The sequence below is a fragment of the Nocardia sp. NPDC004415 genome (assembly GCF_053602435.1).
Map to the genome: position 1 here is coordinate 31228 of NZ_JBSGDP010000035.1, position 19870 is coordinate 51097.

Here is a 19870-nt window from a genome sequence, read left to right on the forward strand (position 1 = left end):
TCAGGACATCCCGGGGAGGAGTTGGACGAACAGGTCGATGATCTTGATGCCGAGGAACGGCGCGATGACGCCGCCCAGGCCGTAGATCGTGAGATTGCGGCTCAGCAGTGCCGAGGCGTCGCTGGGCCGGTAGCGCACACCGCGCAGGGCCAGCGGGATCAGCGCGACGATGACGATCGCGTTGAAGACGACCGCGGACAGGATCGCCGACTGCGGGCTGGCCAGGCGCATGACATTCAGCGCGTCCAGGCCGGGGAACAACCCCACGAACAACGCCGGGATGATGGCGAAGTACTTGGCGATGTCGTTGGCGATGGAGAACGTGGTGAGCGCCCCACGGGTGATCAGCAGCTGTTTGCCGATCTCCACGATCTCGATCAGTTTGGTCGGATCGGAGTCCAGGTCGACCATGTTGCCCGCCTCTTTGGCGGCCGAGGTGCCGGTGTTCATCGCCACCCCCACATCGGCCTGGGCCAGCGCGGGGGCGTCGTTGGTGCCGTCGCCGGTCATCGCGACCAGGCGACCGCCGTCCTGCTCGGCTTTGATCAGGGCGAGTTTGTCCTCCGGGGTGGCCTCGGCGAGGAAGTCGTCCACGCCGGCCTCGTCGGCGATCGCCTCGGCGGTCAACGGGTTGTCGCCGGTGATCATGACGGTGCGGATGCCCATGCGGCGCATCTCGTCGAACCGTTCCCGCATGCCCTGTTTGACGACGTCCTTGAGATGGATGACGCCCAGCAGTCGCGGAGTGTCGTCCCTGACCTCGCCCACCACGAGCGGCGTTCCGCCCGCGGCCGAGATGCCGTCGACGATCCGCGCGGCCTGCTCCGGGACCGAACCGCCCTGGCCGCGAACCCATTCGATCACCGCACCGGCCGCCCCCTTGCGCAGCCGGTGCCCGTCTGCGAGGTCGACACCCGACATGCGGGTCTGCGCGGTAAACTCCACCCAGGTGGCACCGGGCAACTCCCCGGCGGTGCGTTCACGCTTGTTGAACACCTGTTTGGCGAACACCACGATCGAGCGGCCCTCGGGTGTCTCGTCGGCCAGGCTGGACAGCTGTGCCGCGTCGGCGAGTTCGTCGTCTGGAATCCCCGGCATCGGGACGAATTCGGCGGCCTGCCGGTTGCCGAGGGTGATGGTGCCGGTCTTGTCGAGCAGCAGGGTGTTCACATCTCCCGCCGCTTCGACCGCGCGCCCGGACATGGCCAGCACATTGCGCTGCACGAGCCGGTCCATGCCCGCGATGCCGATGGCCGAGAGCAGCGCGCCGATGGTGGTCGGGATGAGGCACACCAGCAGCGAGACCAGCACGATGCCGGTGATGCCGTGCGCGTCCAGCGCCGGGCCGTCCGGCGCCCCCGGGTTGTTCGCCTTCGCGAAGATCGCCAGCGGTTGCAGGGTGGCCACGGCGAACACGAAGATGATCGTGAGCGCGGCGAGCAGGATGTTCAGGGCGATCTCGTTGGGTGTCTTCTGGCGGCTCGCGCCCTCGACGAGCGCGATCATCTTGTCGATGAAGCTGGCGCCGGGCTCCTGGGTGATCTCGACGACGATCCGGTCCGAGAGCACCGTGGTGCCGCCGGTGACGGCCGAGCGGTCACCGCCGGATTCCCGGATGACCGGGGCGGATTCGCCGGTGATGGCCGATTCGTCCACCGCGGCGATGCCTTCGACGACATCACCGTCACCGGGAACGACCTGGCCTGCCTCGACGACGACGTGGTCACCGCGGCGCAGTTCGGGCGCGGCGACCCTTTCCTCGATGACGCGGCCACCAGGGGTCCAGTCCACCAGGCGCCGAGCGACGGTGTCGGTCTTGGCTTTTCGCAGGGTGTCGGCCTGGGCCTTGCCGCGCCCTTCGGCGACGGCCTCGGCCAGATTGGCGAACAGCACGGTCAGCCACAGCCAGATCACGATCGCCCAGGCGAAGAAGCTGGGATCGGCGACGGCGAGAACGGTCGACCACACCGCGCCGATCTCGACGATCAGCATGACGGGGTTCTTCCACAGCGTGCGCGGATCGAGTTTGCGCAGTGCGCCGGGTAGCGAGGTGAGCAGCAGTTTCGGATCGAGGACGCCCTGGCGAACGCCCCGGGTGCGGTGCTCCGGCCGCGGCGCGGCCGGTGTTTCGAGGGTGGGACTTGTCATCTCAGTGGATTCCTTCGGCGAGCGGCCCGAGCGCGAGGGCGGGCAGGAAGGTGAGCGCGACCAGGATCACGGTGACTCCGACGACCATGCCGACGAATTGCGGCCGGTGCGTCGGCAAGGTGCCGATCGACGCGGGAGTGGTGCCCTGCTGGGCCAGCGAACCGGCCAGGGCCAGCACGAAGATGATCGGCAGGAACCGGCCGAACACCATGGCCAGGCCGAGCGCGGTGTTGAACCACTCGGTGTTGCCGGTGAGCCCGGCGAAGGCCGAACCGTTGTTGTTGGCCGCGGAGGTGAAGGCGTAGAGCACTTCCGACAGGCCGTGCGGACCGCCGTTGAGCATGCTCGCCCGCTGGCCCGGCATCGCCATGGCGACGGCGGTGCCGATCAGCACGATCAGCGGGCTCACCAGGAAATACGCGGCGGCCAGCTTGATCTCGCGCGGGGTGATCTTCTTGCCCAGGTACTCCGGTGTGCGCCCGACCATCAGGCCCGCGACGAACACCGTGATGACGGCGAGGATCAGCATGCCGTACAGACCGGAGCCGACCCCGCCGGGCGCCACCTCGCCCAGCTGCATGTTGAACATCGTCATCAGGCCGCCGAGGCTGGTGTAGGAATCGTGGAACGAGTTCACCGCGCCGGTCGAGGTCAGGGTGGTCGCCCCGGCGAAGGTGGCCGAATTCGCCACGCCGAAGCGGGTTTCCACGCCTTCCATGGACGCGCCGATCGCGGTCGGCACCGTGCCGTGGTGCTGGAGCTGGAACAGGTTGGTCAGCGCGATGCTGGCCAGCGCGATGGTGCCCATCACGGCCACGATCGCGTAGCCCTGCTTGGCGCTGCCGACCATCCGGCCGAAGGTGCGCGGCAGCGAGAAGGCGATCACCATCAGCAGGAAGATCTCCAGGAAGTTCGTCCAGGTGCTCGCGTTCTCGAACGGATGCGCGGAGTTGGCGTTGTAGAAGCCGCCGCCGTTGGTGCCGAGTTCCTTGATCACCTCCTGGCTGGCGACCGGCCCGCCGGTGAGCCTCTGCTGGGCGCCGCCGACGGTCTGCGCGAGCTGATCGTGCAGGTGGAAGTTCTGGATGACCCCGCCCGCGACCAGCACGATCGCGAAGACGAACGCGATCGGCAACAGAATCCGCAGGGTGCCGCGCACCAGGTCGACCCAGAAGTTGCCGAGCTCGCCGGTGTGGCGGCGGGCGAAGCCGCGCACCAGCGCCACCGCCACCGCCATGCCGACCGCCGCGGAGACGAAGTTCTGCACCGCGAGCCCGGCCATCTGCACCAGGTGACCCTGGGTGGATTCGCCGGAGTAGTTCTGCCAGTTGGTATTGGTGACGAAGCTGACCGCGGTGTTCCAGGCCAGCGCCGGGGTCATCGCGGTGCCCGGGTCGTTCAGGTGCAGCGGCAACGCGCCCTGGACCAGCTGGAAGAAGAACAGGAACACGATGCCGACCGCCGAGAACGCCAGCACGCTGCGCGCGTAGACCGGCCAGCTCTGCTCGACCTCGGGTTTCGCGCCGATGGCGCGGTAGATCAGCTGTTCGGCGCGCGAGTGCCGGTCACTGCTGTAGACCCGGTACATGTAGTCGCCGAGCGGCACGTGGACCAGGGCCAGCGTGCCGGCCAGGGCCGCCACGAAGACGATCCCCGCTGTTGTCGTGTTCACCTAGAACCTCTCGGGGAACAGCAGCGCCGCGATCAGGAACACGGCGACGAGAAGTGCCAGCACGAGACCGACGAGGTTCGCGATCACAGCTCCTCCACCCTGCGCTGGATCAGGCCCAGCAGGGCGAAGATCGCCACCGTGAGCACCGTGAACACCACGACAGACATTCCGACCTCCTCGCGCTCCCCGATGGAGCGCCCGGAGGCAGTCAACTCCCGTCATCGGGCCCGGCGTGGCGTCCTTACGACTCCTTAGCGCCCGCGTCGGCGACCTTTGCGGGTTGTTGACGGGCAATCCATTGAATGAGATTCACTCATGAGGTTAGGATTACCTCATGACCTCCCCGCACACGCCAGGACTGGCAGGACCGGGCGCGTTGATGCGTCTGCTCGCTCCGATCCGCCGCTCCTTGATCCTCTGCGCGATGCTGTCCGGTGTGAGCGCGGCGGCGGGCCTCGTGCCCTATATCGCCGTCGCCGAGATCGCGCGGATCATGCTCGACGACCCCGCCGGCATCGACGGCACGGCCCTGTGGACCTGGGTCGGCATCGGCGCCGCCGGGGCGAGTGTGTGGCTGCTGTTGTTCGTCCAGTCCTCCCGCATCGGCCATTTCGCCGATGCGGCGATCCTGCACTCGGTGCGGGTGCGGATCGTGCGCCATCTCGGCGCACTGCCGCTGGGCTGGTTCCGCGCATCGGGGTCCGGTGCGGTGAAACGGGCGATGACCGGCGATCTCGAGGAGATGCACGAGGTCATCGCGCACGCCCTGGGTCAGTTGACGGGCGCGGTCACCGTCATGGCGGTCGGCGCCGGGTACCTGTTCTTCATCGATGTGCGCATGGCGCTGGTCGCATTCGGCGTGCTCGCGACGATGGGGATCTGCTACCGGATCTCGATGCGATCGATGACCACCCACATGAACCGGTTGATCGCCGCCGAAGGCCGGATCAGCACGGCGAGTGTGGAATACGCCGACGGTATCCAGGTGGTCAAGGCGTTCGGCACCGGCGGGCGGGTGCTGCGCCGATTCGACGACGCGGTCCAGGAGTACGCCGACGCGTTCGCGGTATGGGTCGGCGAGGTTCGCTACAGCTCGGCGGTCTCACGGCTGTTCGGCTCGGAGATGGCCGTCCTCACCGCGGTCACGACCGCCGGGCTGATCCTGGTCGACCGTGGTTCGCTCGGTGTCGCCGATCTGGTGGCGTTCCTGGTGATCGCGGTCGGTCTGCCGAATTCGATCCTGCCCGCCGTCTCCGCGGCCCAAGGGGTGCGCAAGGGCCGCATGGGGGCGGCCAACATCGAACGCCTGCTCGCGCGGCAGCCCCTGCCCGAACCCGCGCGACCGCGGATTCCCCGCGAGTTCGGCGTCGAGTTCGACCGGGTCAGCTTCTCCTACGACGGTGTGCACCAGGCGATCACGAACGTCGATGCCGTCTGCGCACCGGGCAGCGTGACCGCGATCGTCGGGCCTTCCGGCGCGGGCAAGACCACCCTGGCCAGTCTGCTGCCCCGCTTCTACGACGTGTCCGGCGGGGCGGTCCGGATCGGCGGTGTCGACGTGCGCTCGATTCCCTCGGCCGAGTTGCTGGCGTCGATGTCGCTGGTGTTCCAGGACGTCGCGCTGCTGCGCGACAGCGTCGTCGAGAACATCCGCATCGGCAGGCCCGGCGCCACCGACGAGGAGGTCCGCCGGGCCGCGCGGGCCGCGCACATCCACGACGTCATCGAGCGGCTGCCCGACGGCTACGACACCCTGCTCGACGGTGGCGGCGGCGGATTGTCCGGTGGCGAGCGTCAACGGCTGACGATCGCGCGGGCGATCCTGTCCGGCGCGCCGATCGTCGTGCTCGACGAAGCCACCGCCGCGCTCGACCCCGACAGCGAAGCGGCGGTCCAGGATGCGCTGGCCACCTTGGCGATCGGCAAGACACTGATCGTGATCGCCCACCGGCTGCACACGATCGCCGGTGCCGATCAGATCCTCGTCCTCGATCGCGGCCGGTCGGTCGAAACCGGCACGCACGACGAACTGCTCGCTCGCGGCGGGCTCTACGCCCGGATGTGGGCCGCCCAGGAGGGAATTCCCGCATGATCCGCCGACTGTACCGACTTTTTCCGCAGCCGCGGCTGCTGGCCGGGTTGTGGCTGCTCACCGCCACGCAGGCCGTCATCCAGGGGCTGCTGCTCGGGCTGCTCGTCCCGATCCTGGCCGTGCTCGTGCGCCCCGAGCCCGACCTGTCCGCCGCGACACCGTGGCTCGTCCTCGGCGCGATCGGCGCGATCGTCTACGCGGTGCTCAGCGTCATCACCACACCGCTCGGCTTCGCGGCGGCGGGAACGCTGGGCGTCCAGCTGCGCCAGCGGCTGATGCGCCACGTCAGCACGCTGCCGCTGGGCTGGTTCACCGCCGAGCACAAGACGCGCCTGGCGCGCGGGGTGACCGCCGACGTGGGCGACGCCGCGCACCTGGCCGTGACGGTCGCCGGACCCGCCATCACCGCGACCCTGCTGCCCGCGACGGTGGTCGCGGTGGTGTTCGTCGTCGACTGGCGAATGGCGCTGCTGCTGTGTGTGATCGCGCTGTGCGCGTACTGGGCGCTGCGACGCGCCGGCCGCATCGCCGAGATCGCCGAGATCGAATTGGAGCGGGCCTCGGCCGGTGTGGCGGGCCGCGCGATCGAACTCGGTCAGGCACAGCCCGTGCTGCGCGCCGCGGGCTACGCGCAGGGCACACCGCGCATGCACGAGGCACTCGTCGACCATCGCGAGACCTACCGCGCCGGCATGCGGCGCGCCCGACAGCCGTTCTTCGTCTACACCGGCGTGATCATGGCCGGATTCGTCGCGGTCCTCGCGCTGACCGCCGCGCTGGTACTCACCGATCGTGTCGGAGTCGCCGCGGCGATCGCCCTGCTCGTCCTGGCCGCGCGTTTCCTGGAACCGCTGGGCAACCTCATCGACCTGATCGGCGCGCTGCGGGCGATGACGAACAAGATCGCCCGCCTGGAAGCCCTACTCGCCACCCCGACCCTGCCGGTGCCCGTCCGCCCGGTCCGGCGCATCGAATCCGCCGAGGTCGAACTGTCCCATGTCACCTTCACCTACCCCGGAAGCGACAGCCCTGCCCTGCGCGATGTCTCGGTGCGGTGCCTGCCCGGCACCACCACCGCGCTCGTCGGACCGTCCGGGTCGGGCAAGACGACCGTGACCCGTCTGGTCGCCCGCTTCTTCGACGTCGACTCCGGCAGTGTCCGCGTGGGTGGCGTCGACGTGCGCGAGCTCGACCCGGAGGTCCTGCTCGACGAGATCGCGATCGTCTTCCAGGACGTCTACCTCTTCGACGACACCATCGAGAACAACCTGCGCCTGGCACGACCCGACGCGACGCTCGACGAACTCGACGACGCCGCCCGCGCCGCGCGGCTCGACGAGGTGATCGAGCGTCTGCCCGAGGGGTGGCGCACGCGGGTGGGTGAGGCGGGGGCCCAGTTGTCCGGCGGTGAACGTCAACGAGTCGCCATCGCCCGAGCGGTCCTCAAGCGGGCGCGGATCGTCCTCGTCGACGAGGCCAGTTCGGCCCTGGATCCCGAGAACGAGGCCGCGGTCACCCAGGCCATCGCCAATCTCGGCGACGACCCGGACCGCACCGTCATCGTGATCGCCCACCGCCCGGCCACACTGGCCTCCGCGGATCGCGTGATCTCGCTCGAGGACGGCCGCCTCGCCGAGTTCGGCACACCGGACGAATTGCTGCTCACCGGTGGCGCGTTCGCCCGCCTGTCGACCCAGTACGAGCGCGCCCGGCGCTGGCGTATCACACCGTCCCGGTAAACACGGCATCCCCGGCCGGTATCGGCCGATGTCGCCGATCACTCGACCGGGAGTGTGCGCTCCAGGCGATCGAGCAGGGATTCCAGTGACTCGTCGAATTCGAGGGCGCTGTGGTCCTCGGCCAGTTTCGATTCCAGGCGGGACAGGTTCGGGAAACCCGAGAGGTGATCGGCTACCGAGCGATCCGGCTCCGACGGTGTGCCCGGCGCGCGTCCGGCGACTTCCAGCAGCAGCTGGCCGAGCAGGAAGGTCGTGTAGGAGCGGTAGGCCGAGACCGCGGCGTCGTCGTCGAAGCCGTAGGCGAGCAATGTGTCCAGGAAGGTCTCCATCCAGCGCAGGCTGCGCAGGGGTGGGCGCACCCACGGCGCTTCCGGTGCCCTGGTCGCCACGAGCGGGAACAGTTCCGGATGGTCCAGCGCGATCTGTCGCACGCCGTGCGCGAGCCGCACCAGGAAGTCCTGCCAGCCGTCCTCCTGGCGGCGCGCCGCGAGCTGGTGCTCGTGCAGATCGTCGACCAGCAGCGCGACGATGCCGCTGAGCAGATCCTCGCGGCTGTGCACATAGCGGTAGAGCGCCATCGCCTCGACCCCGCAGGCCGAGCCGAGCCGGCGCATGGTGAGCTTGCGCAGACCTTCCTGATCGACGAGATCGATGGCGACCTCGAGGATCCGGCGGCGACTCAGGGCCGCCCGCTCGTTGTCGCCCGATTCGGAACCGCGAGGGTCCGGCGACTCCGCCGAACCCTCTACGCGATCGTCGTGATGTTCGTCCACCGAAACATCCCCTCACTACTCGCGTCGAAGCAAGACCAACGGTCAGACTATTTCACCGCCCACCCAGTCCCTAAACACCCGACGGGCGCAGGTGCCGCCCACCCCGCCCGACACCACCTCGATTCCTCCGGAAAACCACCTATGAGCTGTGGAGTTTACAAGGTAAACGCCGGACGCTAGATTGTGACGAATGTGCGGTGAGGGTTCCGTCGGCGAACGTGACACCGGGGCCGACGACGCGATCGGCCAGTGCCTGCTGGAGGCGTCGTCGTCGAGCGGCTGGCAGGATTTTCTGGTGCGCCTCGCCCACGGGGTCCGGCGAATCGTGCTGCGTGAGGCGGACTCGTTCTCCCCGGCGGCCGCGCTCGCACCGGAGGCGCCCTGGGCGCGGCCACCGCTGGGCCACCTGCGGTGGATGGAGGCGTTCCTCGACGCGATGCTGTCCTACGGTTTCGACGACGACGAGGCGGTCGCGGCCTACCGCTCCTTCACAACCTTCCTGCTCGGACAGTTGCTGCTCGAGGCCGCGGGCCACCTGCCGATACCCGGCGCCGAACACACGCCCTCCGCCGGCACCCTCGCCGAGTTCCCGAATCTGTATCGCCTGCAACCGAAGCTGTCCCAGGACCACGGCACCGCCGAGTTCGAGGACTGCCTCGAAGCCTTGCTCGACCGAATCGAGCGTATGCGTGCCACCCCGTGAACTCCCCGCACCCACTGAAACGGTGACCCCCATGGATCAAGAGCTCCTCAGCGACGCCGCCGTCGAGCCGAACCTGTCATCCGGCGGCGTCGCCGAGGTCGAGGCGGTGATCGGCGCGGGAACCCAGCAGCCCGTCGGCAGTTTCCGGTTCTGGTTCGGCGAGCAACGCTGGGAATGGTCCGACGAGGTCGCCGCCATGCACGGCTACTCCCCCGGCCAGGTCGAGCCGACCACCGAGCTCCTGCTGTCACACCAGCATCCCGACGACCGCGAGCGCGTCGCGGGCGCGATCACCACCATGATCGAGAACAGCGAACTGTTCTCGAGCCGCCACCGCATCATCGACACCTCCGGTTTCGAACACGAGGTCATCGCGGTCACCGATCTGATCCACGACGATCAGGACGCGGTCATCGGCATCCTCGTCTACTACATCGAGATCACCGACCTCATCGACGATGTCACCGACCAGGAAATCGCGGAATCCTACGAGGGCCGCCAAACGATCGAGCAGGCCAAAGGCGCGCTCATGCTCATCTACGGACTGACATCGGATCAGGCCTTCCGGCTGCTGCGGTGGCGTTCACAGGAATCCAACGTTCGATTGCGCGCTCTGGCCACCCAATTGGTCGCCGAGCTACGTCCGATCAGCAAAGAGATTCCCCAGTTCCGCAATCGGTTCGATCACCGTTTGCTGACCCTGCATGAACGAGTTCGCGACAACTGAGCCGCTACTCGTTCACCAGGTCCGCACCGGCGCCGGAATTCCACGACCGGCCCGGTATACGACGCGTCTAGGCGGACGCCGCTTCGTAGGCGGCGATGACATCGGCCGAGATCCGTCCGCGAGTGGACACGCTGTGCCCGTTCTTCCCCGCCCACGCGCGGATTTCGGAGAGATCCGTGCGCCCGGAAGATGTACCGGCGGACGCCTTCTTGCTCGGTCGACCCGCACCCTTCGCGCGACCGGTGCGCCGCGCGTAAGGAAGCCACTGATCGAACGTTTCCCGCAACTTGGTGGCGTTGGTATCGGACAGGTCGATTTCGTAGTCGACACCATCGAGCGCGAAAGTGACTGTCTCGTCGGCTTCGGAAGTGCCGTCGAAGTCGTCGACAAGGCTGACTACGACTTTGCGTGCCATGGGATTCCTTTTCGTTCGGGGTACAGGGGGCTACGCGGATGTTAGCCGCAATAAGTGCGGAGAGTGCTACCAGTGCCAGCGCACGGGCAGCATATGGGCTACGGCAATGGACAGATCGGACGGCCGCAGCTCGAGCACTGAGCGAATTCATGCCGACACTGGCGGCAGCACAATCTATCGCGCCGCGATGGAATCCGGTGCCGGTCCCCGACGGTCTCCGGGCGGACGCAGTCGATGCTTTCCGAGGAAGGTCCAGAGGGGTTCGCCGGCGGGTCTGAAACCGGCCGCAAACGAAAAACACGGATGGTTGTCGCCGAAGCGAAACCATCCGTGCATCTACTGACTGTGTCCGGAGGGGGACTTGAACCCCCACGCCCTAATACGGGCACTAGCACCTCAAGCTAGCGCGTCTGCCATTCCGCCACCCGGACTTGCTGGTGTGCCAAAAGATTATCCGACGCGGTGCAGGAATCCAAATCGCCTAGGTGACCTGCTGTTTTGCCCACTGGGCCCACTCCTGGTTCATGCGGTGGAAGCGTTCGCCCCATTCGATGGCGAGGCGGCCGTTGGTGGCGAGGGGGGTGGCGGTCCAGTCTGTGGTGGATTTCACGGTCTCCAGCGTCGCGAGGGCGGCGGTGGAGCGGGATTCGAGGGTGGTGAGGTGGGCGGCGGCCTCGGCGGGGGTGAGGGTGTCGAGGAAGAAGACGCGCAGGAGGGTCTCGTTGCGGGCGGGGGGTGGCGGGGTGGGGTCGGTGAGCCAGGCGCGGAGGTCGGCTCGACCCTGGGGGGTGATGGTGTATTCCTTGCGGCCGCGGGGGCCCTCGGCGGAGACGGTGATGCGGTCGGTGGCAGCCAGTTTGGTGAGTTCGGTGTAGATCTGGCTCTGGGTGGCGGGCCAGACGTTGGCGAGGGATTCCTTGAATCGACCGAGGAGGTCGTAGCCGCTGGCGGGGTGGTCGGCGAGCAGGCCGAGGAGGGCGTGACGGAGGCTCATGGCTGTCAGCTTACCTTCCGATCTCGACATGTTACTGTGAGAACGTCCTAGTTCGACATGTCCGAATAGGAATGTCGCTGTCGAGAGTGGAGAACCGATGTCCTACCTGCGCACTTTCGCACCGTGGATCGTGTACGCGGCGGTTCCCGGCGCGTACTGGCAGTGGGCGGCGCTGGCTGCCGCGGTCATGGCCTGTGCCGATGTGGTGGTGCGGCGGCGCCGGGGTGCCGGGTTCGACGCGCTGGTGATCGAGCTCGGGACGGCCGCGTTCTTCGCGGCGCTCACCGTCCTCGCGATCGTCGCGCCGCAGACCCCGCTGCACGTCTACTCGCCCGCCCTGTCGAATGCGGCGCTGGCGCTCATCGCGGGCGGGTCGCTGGTCGCCCGGGTGCCGTTCACGATGGGTATCGCGAAACAGACGACGCCGCAGGAGGTCTGGACCCAGCCGCTGTTCGTGCGGACGGCCTACGTGCTCACCGGGGTGTGGACGGCGTCCTTCGCGATCGGTGCCGTCGTCCTGACGGTGCTCGCGCACGCGGAGACGATGGTGCGGCTGCTCGCGCAGGTGCTCGTCTTCGCCGTGCCGATGATTTTCACGAAGCGATATGTGGCGAAGGTGCGCGCGGAAGCGTCGCGGCTACGGGAGGGGTGAATCAGGCACGGCAGCACCGGTCGGGCGAGCACCGTCAAGATCTGGCACCGAGTAGCCGGAAAGTCGTAAAGATCCAGATCAGGGGGATTTCGTCCCGTTAGAAAGGGTGCACCTTCCGGCAGTGGTGGCCGGTCCCTGAGGGAAAGTGAGATCGCGGTGTCCGAGGTGACCATCGTGGTGATCGTGGGCTTCGTCGGATCGCTGCTGCTGATCCGGCTCCTCAACCGACTCGCCGCACACGCACCGACGGTGACGGCCCGACGCGCTAGACCTCGATCCGTGACCCGACGATCACCACACGATCACGGGGGAGCCCGAAGTACTCGGCGGCGTCGGCGGTCAGCAGTGAGGTCGCGATGAACAGGCGTTTGCGCCAGGCGGCCATCGTGGGCTCCGGCCCCGCGACGAGTTCGATCTTCGACAGGAAGAACGAGGCGTCGTCGAGGTCGATCGGGCCTTCGGTCTGGTCGGGGTCGAGCAGGCGCAGCGCCGGAAGGACGCTGGGTTTCTCCATGTACCCGAAGCGGATTCCGACGTGGATCATGCCGTCGACGAAGCCGAGATGATCGAGGTCGATGCGCTCGCCGTCGGGCACCCGCGGCACCGGACAGGTGATCACCGAGACGATGACGACATGCTCGTGCAGCACCTGGTTGTGCTCGACATTGGCGCGCAGGGCCAGTGGCGCGGTGTCCTTGCCGCGGTTGAGGAAGATCGCGGTGCCGGGCACCCGGTGCAGGGGTGGCCGCGCCGACTGGATCTCCTCGACGAACGGGCGCAGCGGCCCCTCGGCTGCGGTCCGCGCCCGGGTGACGACCGCACGACCACGCTGCCAGGTGATCATGACGGTGAAGGCGAGCACGCCGATGAGCAGCGGCAACCACGCCCCGTGCACGATCTTGGTGAGGTTGGCGGACAGGAACAGCAGGTCGACCAGCAACAGGGTGCCGCCGCCGAGCACGAGGAGCCAGGTCGGCGCGCCCCACCGGATCCGCGCCACGCACAGATACAGCAGCGTCGTGATCGTGATCGTGCCGATGACCGCCATGCCGAACGCGAAGGCCAGCGCCGCCGAGCTGCGGAAACTGAACACCAGGACCAGCACGGCCACCATCAGCACCCAATTGATCCACGGCACATAGACCTGCCCGATCTGCGAGGCCGAGGTGTGGGTGATCCGCAGCCGCGGCAGATAGCCGACCCGAACCGCTTGCGAGACCACCGAATAGGCGCCGGTGATGACCGCCTGGGAGGCGATCACGGTCGCCGCGGTCGCCAGGACCACCATGGGCAGCCGGGCCCACTCCGGCGGCAGCAGGAAGAACGGGCTGCTGATCGCGGTCGCGTCGCCCAGGATCAGCGCGCCCTGCCCGAAGTAGCTAAGCGTGCACGCGGGCAGGACGAGTCCGAGCCAGCCCCAGGTGATCACGCGGCGGCCGAAACGTCCCATGTCGGCGTAGAGCGCTTCGGCGCCGGTGACGGCGAGCACGATGGCGGCCAGGGCGAAGAAGGCGACACCGAAGTTGCCCGCGAGGAACGACAGCGCGTAGGTGGGCGAGAGGGCCTTGACGATCTCGGGGTGTTCGGTGATCCCGAGCAGCCCGAACCCGCCGATGGCGACGAACCAGGTGATCATCACCGGACCGAAGAACCGTCCGACGATCGCGGTCCCGAAACGCTGAATACAGAACAGCGCCACGATGATCACCGCGGTGATCGGCACCACCCACTCCTCCAGCCCAGGCTCGACGACCTTCATGCCCTCGACCGCCGACAGCACCGAGATCGCCGGGGTGATCATGCTGTCGCCGAAGAACAGTGCGGCACCGAAGATCCCGAGCGCCGCGAGGACGAACGCCGAGCGCCTGCCCTGGGCGCGACCCCACCGGCGCAGCATGGTGATCAGCGCCATGATGCCGCCCTCACCGTCGTTGTCGGCACGCATCACCAGGGTGACGTAGGTCAGCGTCACGATGATCATCACCGACCAGAAGATCGTCGAGACCACGCCGTAGACGTTGTCGGTGGTCAGCGGCACCGGGTGCGGATCGGCCGGGTTGAACACGGTCTGGATCGTGTAGATCGGGCTGGTCCCGATATCGCCGAACACCACGCCCAGGGCGCTCACGATCAGCGCCAACCGGACGACTTCCCTGCCTCCGGGACGGTGCGTCGGCACCGGCGCCGCGGACACTGCGCGCACGAATTCCTCCAGATCATCGGTTGTCGCGCCATCATGCCGCCGCCACCAGCGGTTTCCCGAGGATCTTTGCGATATCTCTACGCCCTGTCCGTCACACCCAGGCCGAATACCGCACGGCGAGAAACTGAACCAGCAGGCGCGAACCTGCGTGCGAAGACGGTGATCATCGCGGCGACGACGATCATCGCGGTGCTGGTCGCGGCGGTGGCGAGCCAGCCGAACCACTCGACCGACGCGGCACCGAAAGCTGTTCCGAGGCTGCCGCCTACGAAATAGACCAGCATGTACGCGCTGTTGAAGCGTGCCGGTGCGGCGGGATCGATCGCCAGGACCGTGCTCTGGTTGGCCACCTGGGCAGCGAACAGTCCCGCGTCGAAGACGGCCAGGCAGGCCAGTGTCACCGGGGTGTTCGTCAGGTTGAATCCCGCGACGGCAGCGGCCGTGCCGGCCAGGACCAGACCGACGAGGATCACCCGGCGAGCGCCGTCCCGGTCGGTCCGCACGCCCGCGATCGGTGTGGCCAGCACGCCCGACAGACCCGCCAGCGCGTACATGCCGATCCGTTCGGCCGAGTACGAGTACGGCGGCTCCGAGAGCGCCACGGCGATTCCGGCCCAGACCGCGCAGAACGCGAAGAACCACAGGAAACCACGCACAGCGGCGACACGCAGCGTCGCGTGCCGGGCGAACAAACCGGGCAGGGAACGCAAGGTGGCGAAGTAGCCACGCTCTGTGCTGCCGGGCGTCGCGGGAAGCACCACCAGGCAACACACGGCGAGCAGAGCGCAGACAGCGGCGAAAACGAGCAGCATCCCGCGCCAGCCGAGCTCGTCGCTGAGCCATCCGCCGACGATCCGGCCCGCGAGGATGCCGACCGAGATCCCCGCGGTCACCATGCCCAATACCGTTGCCCGGCGATGCGGTTGGGCCGACCGGCCCGCCACCGAACTCAGCCCGGCCCCGACCGCCGAACACGCTCCCACCGTGCCGATCACCGGACCGAGCACGGCGACGGTGCCCGCGGCGGCACAAGCCACGAGCGCACCCGCGAGGACCGCGAACTGCGCGGCGAGGACACGTCCCGGGGCGAACCGGTCCACCAGCGGCACGAGCAGAGCGAGGCCGACCATGTACCCGACAGGCCCGCAAGCGAGCGCGATCCCGACAGCGGCGATCTGCGTACCCATCGAGTCCGCCACATCCGCGATCGCCGGTTGCAGCGGATAGATGGTCGACGTGCCGACCGCCGCCGCGACCGCCATGAACAGAATGACGGGCCCACGAAGACCGGCCGTTGCGAAAGTCCCAGCGCTGGTATCGGTATGCACCCGATCGACGCTAGGTTCGCGCGATCCGCCCTACCGGCGGGAATACGACCTGATAGTCGGCGCCGGATCGTCAACGGCGGTGGCGATCCTGAGTCGGATCGGCGCGGGATGTGGTGGAGGGTGGGGTCCAGGTGGGGTCGCGGCCGAGTAGGGCGGCGATGTTGTCGAGGGTGGGGCGGGTGGCGTTCTCGGGGTGGCGCGGGGCGTAGGCGCCGTTGGGGCCGGTGAGGGGGCTGTCGGGGGTGGTGATCGCGCGGGCGATCGGGAGGGCGGCGGTGGCGAGGTGGTCGGGGACGTGGCAGGGGCGGTCGAGCGCGCGGGCGAGGTCCCAGCGGTGGGTGAGCATGTCGACGAAATGGATCGACAGGACGCGGGTGGTCGCCATTGTGCCCGAGGACGGCAGCCGGATGTTCTGGCCCGCTTGTTCCATGGCGACCACCCAGCGGGCGGCGCTGTGCGCGAAGGCGACGCGGGGGTCGTCGGCGGGGGTGGTCGGTGGCGGCAGGACAGTGGTGATGACCGCTTCGTGGCGCTCGTTCATGTGCGCGAGCAGGTCGGCGACGGTCCATTCCGCGCACGGGGTGGGCCGGGACAGGTCGGCGTCGGTGAGCACGGCTACGTCGTGGCCGATCAAGGCCAGGGCGGTGGCGTCCAGGTGCAGGGGGTCGAGCATGCGGTCACTCCCGAAATAGCGTTCAGTCGTTCGTTATTCACAGGATAGCGAACGGTCGGACGCTATAGTGGGGGTCATGTCCCCACGAAGTTCCGCCGCTGATGCCGCCCGAACCCGAGACCGGATCGTCCACACTGCGGTCCAGGAGGCCTCGGTGCTGGGCATGGAAGGACTCACGATCGGCGGTCTGGCCGAGCGCCTCGATATGAGCAAGGCGGGGGTCGTCGGGCCGTTCGGTTCCCGCGCCGAACTCCAGGCCGCCGCGCTGGAGCGGGCGGGTGACGTCTTCCGCGCCGCCGTGCTCGACACGGTGCGCGAACGTGCGCCCGGTCCGGCGCGACTGGCCGCCCTGCTCGACGCGTGGATCGGCTACCTGGCCGAATGTCCCTTTCCCGGCGGCTGTTTCGTCACCGCGGCATCGAGCGAACTCGACGGCAGACCGGGGCCGCTCCGCGACCGGCTGGGCGCGGTCGTCCGTCACTGGCGGGCGTACCTGAGCGAGGAGATCGCGGCGGCGGGCACCGCGGACCGCCCCGCCGACGAACTGGCGACCGTGCTCATCGGCATCTCGATGGCGGTCAACCAGGAGATCCAGTTGCTCGACGATCCCACCGCCGCCCGGCGCGGACGTATCGCCATGCGGGCCGCGGTCGGCCTGCCCGCGGAGTGATCCGAAGGGTTGAGCGGCCGCGCGAGACATGAAAGGGCATGACCGCCGAGATCACTCGATGTGTTCGATCGGTTCCAGCCCCGTAGGGCATCGAACTGCCCGGACTACCCTTTCCGAAATGACCTCCGTTCTCCTGCAACGTGCTCTGATCGACCCTGGGTACTCCGGGCTCAGGTCGCTGCCGGAGCGAGTCGAGGTTCTCCTCGCGAGCCTCGAGGCACCGCCTCGACTGGGTGCTCACCTGCGGGCTGTTCACGAAGTGGCGTGGCAATTGGCCGACTGGGTCGACCGATCTCACCCTGAAATGGAGTTCGACCGGGAGGCAATGCTGTTCGGCGCCGCAACACACGACATCGGCAAGGTTGTGCACCCCGGTGAGCTGTCAGGGCCGGGCACGGCCCATGAACAGGCTGGTTACGAGCTTCTCCTCGCTCGAGGTTTCGACGAGAAGGCGGCCCGCTTCGCACGAACCCATGGATCGTGGACCGGGCCCGATGTCGGGATGGAAGACCTGCTTGTCAGCCTGGCCGACAAGGTGTGGAAGGCCAAACGCGTTCCCGAGCTCGAACAGTTGGTGGTCCAGCACCTTGCTGCCGTCGCCGGCCAACCACCGTGGCAGATATTCATGGCTCTCGATGATGAGCTCGAACGGATCGCCGCGGACGCCGACCGACGACTCGCCTTTCAGGCGAGCTATCCGGTCAGCGCGTCGCGAGGAACGAGGGATGCCAACAGTGGCGATGACAACTGAGAACACCATCCTCGGCGCGTCGACCCAGGTGGCCGCACAGATCCTGGAGAACCTCCCCCGCGACAGCGACTGGTGGACATACAAAGCGAACCTGTGCGACAGGTTCGCCCAGAATCACCCGTGGGCGGAAGGCGCACAACATCTCCGTGACCCCCGGCTCCGGCTTCGCATCGCCCATGCACGCGCGCTGCGCGGGGAAGATATGGCGGGACAGGACCTTTCGGCGGAGCGACCTTCCGACTGTCCGCCCGGGGAAGCCGAAAACTGGTTGGTGCCACTCGAACTACAGCCCTGGGAAACGAAGAACTGGAGCATCGACTACCCGTGGCGCTATCACGAGACACACAGCAGCCACAGCGGGCCGGGCTTCGGGTTCCCTCCCGCGGATCTGGTGTACCCGATGCTCATCCGTCCCGGAGTACGACCTGATCAGCCGGCCGAGGCCTCGCACTTCGGCCTGGTGGAGACACAGCGGACGATCGTTCGTCCGCCCACCGTCGTTCGCGGCACCGTCGAGGATGCCATCGCCTACCAGCTCACGATCAACGACTGGGAGCCACCGGGAGGACCGGCGGAAGCCGCGGTGGTCGAACTCGCCGATGCCTATCCCGCGTTGCTGAACCTTCTCGGCGGCGACGGAGCGTTCGGGCGGGGTTCCGAATCCGCAGGCCGCCTGCGGCTCTGGCGTCTTCTGCACGCGATGGCCGGTTCGACCGACGTCGACGACATCAACGAGTTCGTGGCCCGGACCCGCTGCATGACCTGGCGAGACTGGAGCGACGACATCTGGTATCTGCACTTGGCCATCGAAGATCCCGCGCAAGGGATTTCCTGGGTACTGGACGGTCAGGACTTCGACTGATCCAGCGACCGGTCGTCTGATCTACCACCAGGCCCAGACCCGGCCCGACGCGAGACCTGACCTCGGCAGGCCCACACAGATTGCCACGAACCGCCCGGCCCCCGTCGTGCATCTGTATTCGTGACGACGAGCGATAGCGGGGGCGGGCATGGTGGGGTCGGCAGGCGGCAACGAGCAACGACTGCGGGCCGCGGCCAGGGCTGTTTTCGAAACGACCGAGTTGGCCCGGGCGATGCTGCGGGCCGAAGCAGGTGCCGACCGTGCGCGCGAGCAGTCCTGGCTCCACGATGCCGATCTGTTGCGTCGGCATGCCGGCGATGTCGCCGAGGATCACGCGGCGGCCCGAGTGCGGCGCTCAGCGGAGCAGGCCGGTGCGGCGGGGGCTGCGCTGGCCGCCCGTCGGGGCGACGGGTTCGTTCCGGTCGGAGAACTCGTGGCTCCCGGTGAAGTGACTGTGCCGCTGATTCTTCCGCTGTTCGGTCCGGTGCCGACCGTGATCGAGACAGCCGACACGGCGGTGGCCGCCGCGGCCATCGACGCGCTGATCGGCCACGCGTCAGCGATTCACCCAGAACTGGAGATCATCGGTTTCGATCCTTATCGCCGCCGAGCGCTCTCGGACACGGTCCGGCGGGCCGAGACCGTCGACGATCTGGTCGTGGCAATCGTGCAGGCCGCCCCCGCCGCCCGGCTTCTGCTCGTCCTCGACGATCCGTCGCGGACCGAGGGACACCAGTGCGAGGCCTTGGCCGACGCGCTGGGTGTCCGAGGTCACCAGACCACGGGTGTCCTCTCGTACCAGAAGTCCGAACTCGATGCCATCGACCTCCCCGGCCGCGACCGGGCATTGCCGATGCGCTGGTATGGAAACGGCATAGTCTGGCAAGGATGCCCCCGGGCCAGGGTCTCGCTCGACTCCGCGCCCGAACGCGATCCCGTCAGGCCGACTCCGGTCGACTATCGCCTCGACTACCTCGGGCCGCTCGCCGATATCACGGCGGCCCTCGACCAGTGCGACGCCGCGATCGACGCGGCCGAGTATCGCCACCAATCGGCGCACGCCACGATCGCCCGGCATCGGCTCGACCGCGAGACCGACCAGCGCAGGCGGATGGCGGTGGTCGACCAGATGTCGACCACCGCAACGGAACTGCTGGTGGCGGCTGCGCGGGAGGACCTGCTGGTGCCGCTGTCACCGACCATGGCACTACCCGACCGGGTGACCGCCGAGGGTCTCGTCGCCGCGCAGGAACTGGCAGTCCATGAACTGCGTCGACACCTCTGACTCCATGGTCAGCGCGCGGTGGACTTCGAAGGTCCAGGTCTTCTGATCGACGGCGTCCGCGTGCGATCCGTCGAGCTGTCGACTCGGAGCCTGAGCTCGTGATTCTCGACCACCCTTTCACCCGAGACCGTCAAGCCCTGACCGGCCGTCATCGAGACCTTCTCGACCGAGCCCGATGTCGCC

General features: G+C 68.0%; 19 protein-coding genes and 1 tRNA gene. 9 read left to right on the plus strand and 11 right to left on the minus strand.

Annotated features, from left to right (window positions below; genetic code table 11):
• Genes kdpB through ACWEMY_RS17885 form a run of 4 tightly spaced genes read right to left on the minus strand, consistent with a single transcriptional unit; the run spans window position 1 to window position 4032 of the window.
• Window positions 1-2148, minus strand: coding sequence for a potassium-transporting ATPase subunit KdpB (gene kdpB, locus ACWEMY_RS17870; protein ID WP_452390921.1), 2148 nt, complete (start codon window positions 2146-2148; stop codon window positions 1-3).
• 1 nt (window position 2149) lies between these two features.
• Window positions 2150-3820, minus strand: a complete 1671-nt coding sequence (kdpA, locus tag ACWEMY_RS17875) for a potassium-transporting ATPase subunit KdpA (RefSeq protein WP_452390922.1) — start codon at window positions 3818-3820, stop codon at window positions 2150-2152.
• A complete protein-coding gene (locus ACWEMY_RS17880; RefSeq protein WP_375935210.1) occupies window positions 3821-3907 on the minus strand; it encodes a potassium-transporting ATPase subunit F in 87 nt (28 codons plus the stop codon).
• Window positions 3904-4032 (minus strand): hypothetical protein, encoded by a 129-nt coding sequence (locus tag ACWEMY_RS17885; protein WP_452390949.1) that lies wholly within the window; start codon window positions 4030-4032, stop codon window positions 3904-3906. Before ACWEMY_RS17885 ends, ACWEMY_RS17880 begins: the two co-directional genes overlap by 4 nt.
• Window positions 4033-4154: 122 nt before the next feature.
• Here ACWEMY_RS17885 and ACWEMY_RS17890 point away from each other — a divergent pair, with 122 nt between their 5' ends.
• Both ACWEMY_RS17890 and ACWEMY_RS17895 read left to right on the plus strand, forming a co-directional pair.
• Window positions 4155-5912 carry an ABC transporter ATP-binding protein gene (locus tag ACWEMY_RS17890; protein WP_452390923.1) on the plus strand — a complete coding sequence of 586 codons (1758 nt, stop codon included), beginning with the start codon at window positions 4155-4157 and terminating at the stop codon, window positions 5910-5912.
• Window positions 5909-7651: an ABC transporter ATP-binding protein gene (locus tag ACWEMY_RS17895; RefSeq protein WP_452390924.1), complete on the plus strand. Its 1743-nt coding sequence runs from the start codon at window positions 5909-5911 to the stop codon at window positions 7649-7651. Before ACWEMY_RS17890 ends, ACWEMY_RS17895 begins: the two co-directional genes overlap by 4 nt.
• A gap of 38 nt (window positions 7652-7689) precedes the next feature.
• On the opposite strand, the gene ACWEMY_RS17900 is transcribed toward ACWEMY_RS17895, so the two are convergent.
• Window positions 7690-8424, minus strand: a complete 735-nt coding sequence (locus ACWEMY_RS17900) for a TetR/AcrR family transcriptional regulator (protein ID WP_452390925.1) — start codon at window positions 8422-8424, stop codon at window positions 7690-7692.
• 190 nt (window positions 8425-8614) lie between these two features.
• Here ACWEMY_RS17900 and ACWEMY_RS17905 point away from each other — a divergent pair, with 190 nt between their 5' ends.
• Entirely contained in the window at window positions 8615-9127 is a 513-nt protein-coding gene (locus ACWEMY_RS17905) for a TetR/AcrR family transcriptional regulator C-terminal domain-containing protein (RefSeq protein ID WP_452390926.1), read from the plus strand.
• A 31-nt stretch (window positions 9128-9158) separates the two neighbouring features.
• Window positions 9159-9854: a PAS and ANTAR domain-containing protein gene (locus tag ACWEMY_RS17910; RefSeq protein WP_452390927.1), complete on the plus strand. Its 696-nt coding sequence runs from the start codon at window positions 9159-9161 to the stop codon at window positions 9852-9854.
• Between the two features lie 67 nt (window positions 9855-9921).
• Here the strand turns inward: ACWEMY_RS17910 and ACWEMY_RS17915 are convergent, their stop codons facing one another.
• From ACWEMY_RS17915 to ACWEMY_RS17925, 3 genes are all read right to left on the minus strand, one after another.
• A complete protein-coding gene (locus ACWEMY_RS17915; protein WP_452390928.1) occupies window positions 9922-10269 on the minus strand; it encodes a histone-like nucleoid-structuring protein Lsr2 in 348 nt (115 codons plus the stop codon).
• Between the two features lie 346 nt (window positions 10270-10615).
• A tRNA-Leu gene (locus ACWEMY_RS17920) sits at window positions 10616-10700 on the minus strand.
• Between the two features lie 50 nt (window positions 10701-10750).
• Complete coding sequence (locus tag ACWEMY_RS17925) at window positions 10751-11263, minus strand: PadR family transcriptional regulator (protein ID WP_452390929.1); 513 nt, start codon at window positions 11261-11263, stop codon at window positions 10751-10753.
• Between the two features lie 97 nt (window positions 11264-11360).
• Here ACWEMY_RS17925 and ACWEMY_RS17930 point away from each other — a divergent pair, with 97 nt between their 5' ends.
• Window positions 11361-11915: a hypothetical protein gene (locus tag ACWEMY_RS17930; RefSeq protein WP_452390930.1), complete on the plus strand. Its 555-nt coding sequence runs from the start codon at window positions 11361-11363 to the stop codon at window positions 11913-11915.
• A gap of 265 nt (window positions 11916-12180) precedes the next feature.
• On the opposite strand, the gene ACWEMY_RS17935 is transcribed toward ACWEMY_RS17930, so the two are convergent.
• The 3 genes from ACWEMY_RS17935 to ACWEMY_RS17945 all read right to left on the minus strand — a co-directional run bounded on the left by ACWEMY_RS17935 (window position 12181) and on the right by ACWEMY_RS17945 (window position 16119).
• Window positions 12181-14118 carry a potassium transporter Kup gene (locus ACWEMY_RS17935; protein ID WP_452390931.1) on the minus strand — a complete coding sequence of 646 codons (1938 nt, stop codon included), beginning with the start codon at window positions 14116-14118 and terminating at the stop codon, window positions 12181-12183.
• Between the two features lie 77 nt (window positions 14119-14195).
• The gene (locus tag ACWEMY_RS17940) at window positions 14196-15380 is read right to left on the minus strand and encodes an MFS transporter (protein ID WP_452390932.1); all 1185 of its coding nucleotides are present in this window, start codon (window positions 15378-15380) and stop codon (window positions 14196-14198) included.
• Window positions 15381-15516: 136 nt separating this feature from the next.
• Window positions 15517-16119, minus strand: a complete 603-nt coding sequence (locus ACWEMY_RS17945; RefSeq protein WP_452390933.1) for a TIGR03086 family metal-binding protein — start codon at window positions 16117-16119, stop codon at window positions 15517-15519.
• Between the two features lie 163 nt (window positions 16120-16282).
• On the opposite strand from ACWEMY_RS17945, the gene ACWEMY_RS17950 reads away from it, so the two are divergent.
• The 4 genes from ACWEMY_RS17950 to ACWEMY_RS17965 all read left to right on the plus strand — a co-directional run bounded on the left by ACWEMY_RS17950 (window position 16283) and on the right by ACWEMY_RS17965 (window position 19687).
• A complete protein-coding gene (locus tag ACWEMY_RS17950) occupies window positions 16283-16789 on the plus strand; it encodes a TetR/AcrR family transcriptional regulator (RefSeq protein ID WP_452390934.1) in 507 nt (168 codons plus the stop codon).
• 118 nt (window positions 16790-16907) lie between these two features.
• A complete protein-coding gene (locus ACWEMY_RS17955; RefSeq protein ID WP_452390935.1) occupies window positions 16908-17540 on the plus strand; it encodes an HD domain-containing protein in 633 nt (210 codons plus the stop codon).
• Window positions 17515-18402 carry a hypothetical protein gene (locus ACWEMY_RS17960; RefSeq protein ID WP_452390936.1) on the plus strand — a complete coding sequence of 296 codons (888 nt, stop codon included), beginning with the start codon at window positions 17515-17517 and terminating at the stop codon, window positions 18400-18402. Before ACWEMY_RS17955 ends, ACWEMY_RS17960 begins: the two co-directional genes overlap by 26 nt.
• Before the next feature lie 148 nt (window positions 18403-18550).
• Window positions 18551-19687, plus strand: a complete 1137-nt coding sequence (locus ACWEMY_RS17965; RefSeq protein ID WP_452390937.1) for a hypothetical protein — start codon at window positions 18551-18553, stop codon at window positions 19685-19687.
• Window positions 19688-19870: the final 183 nt, after the last annotated feature.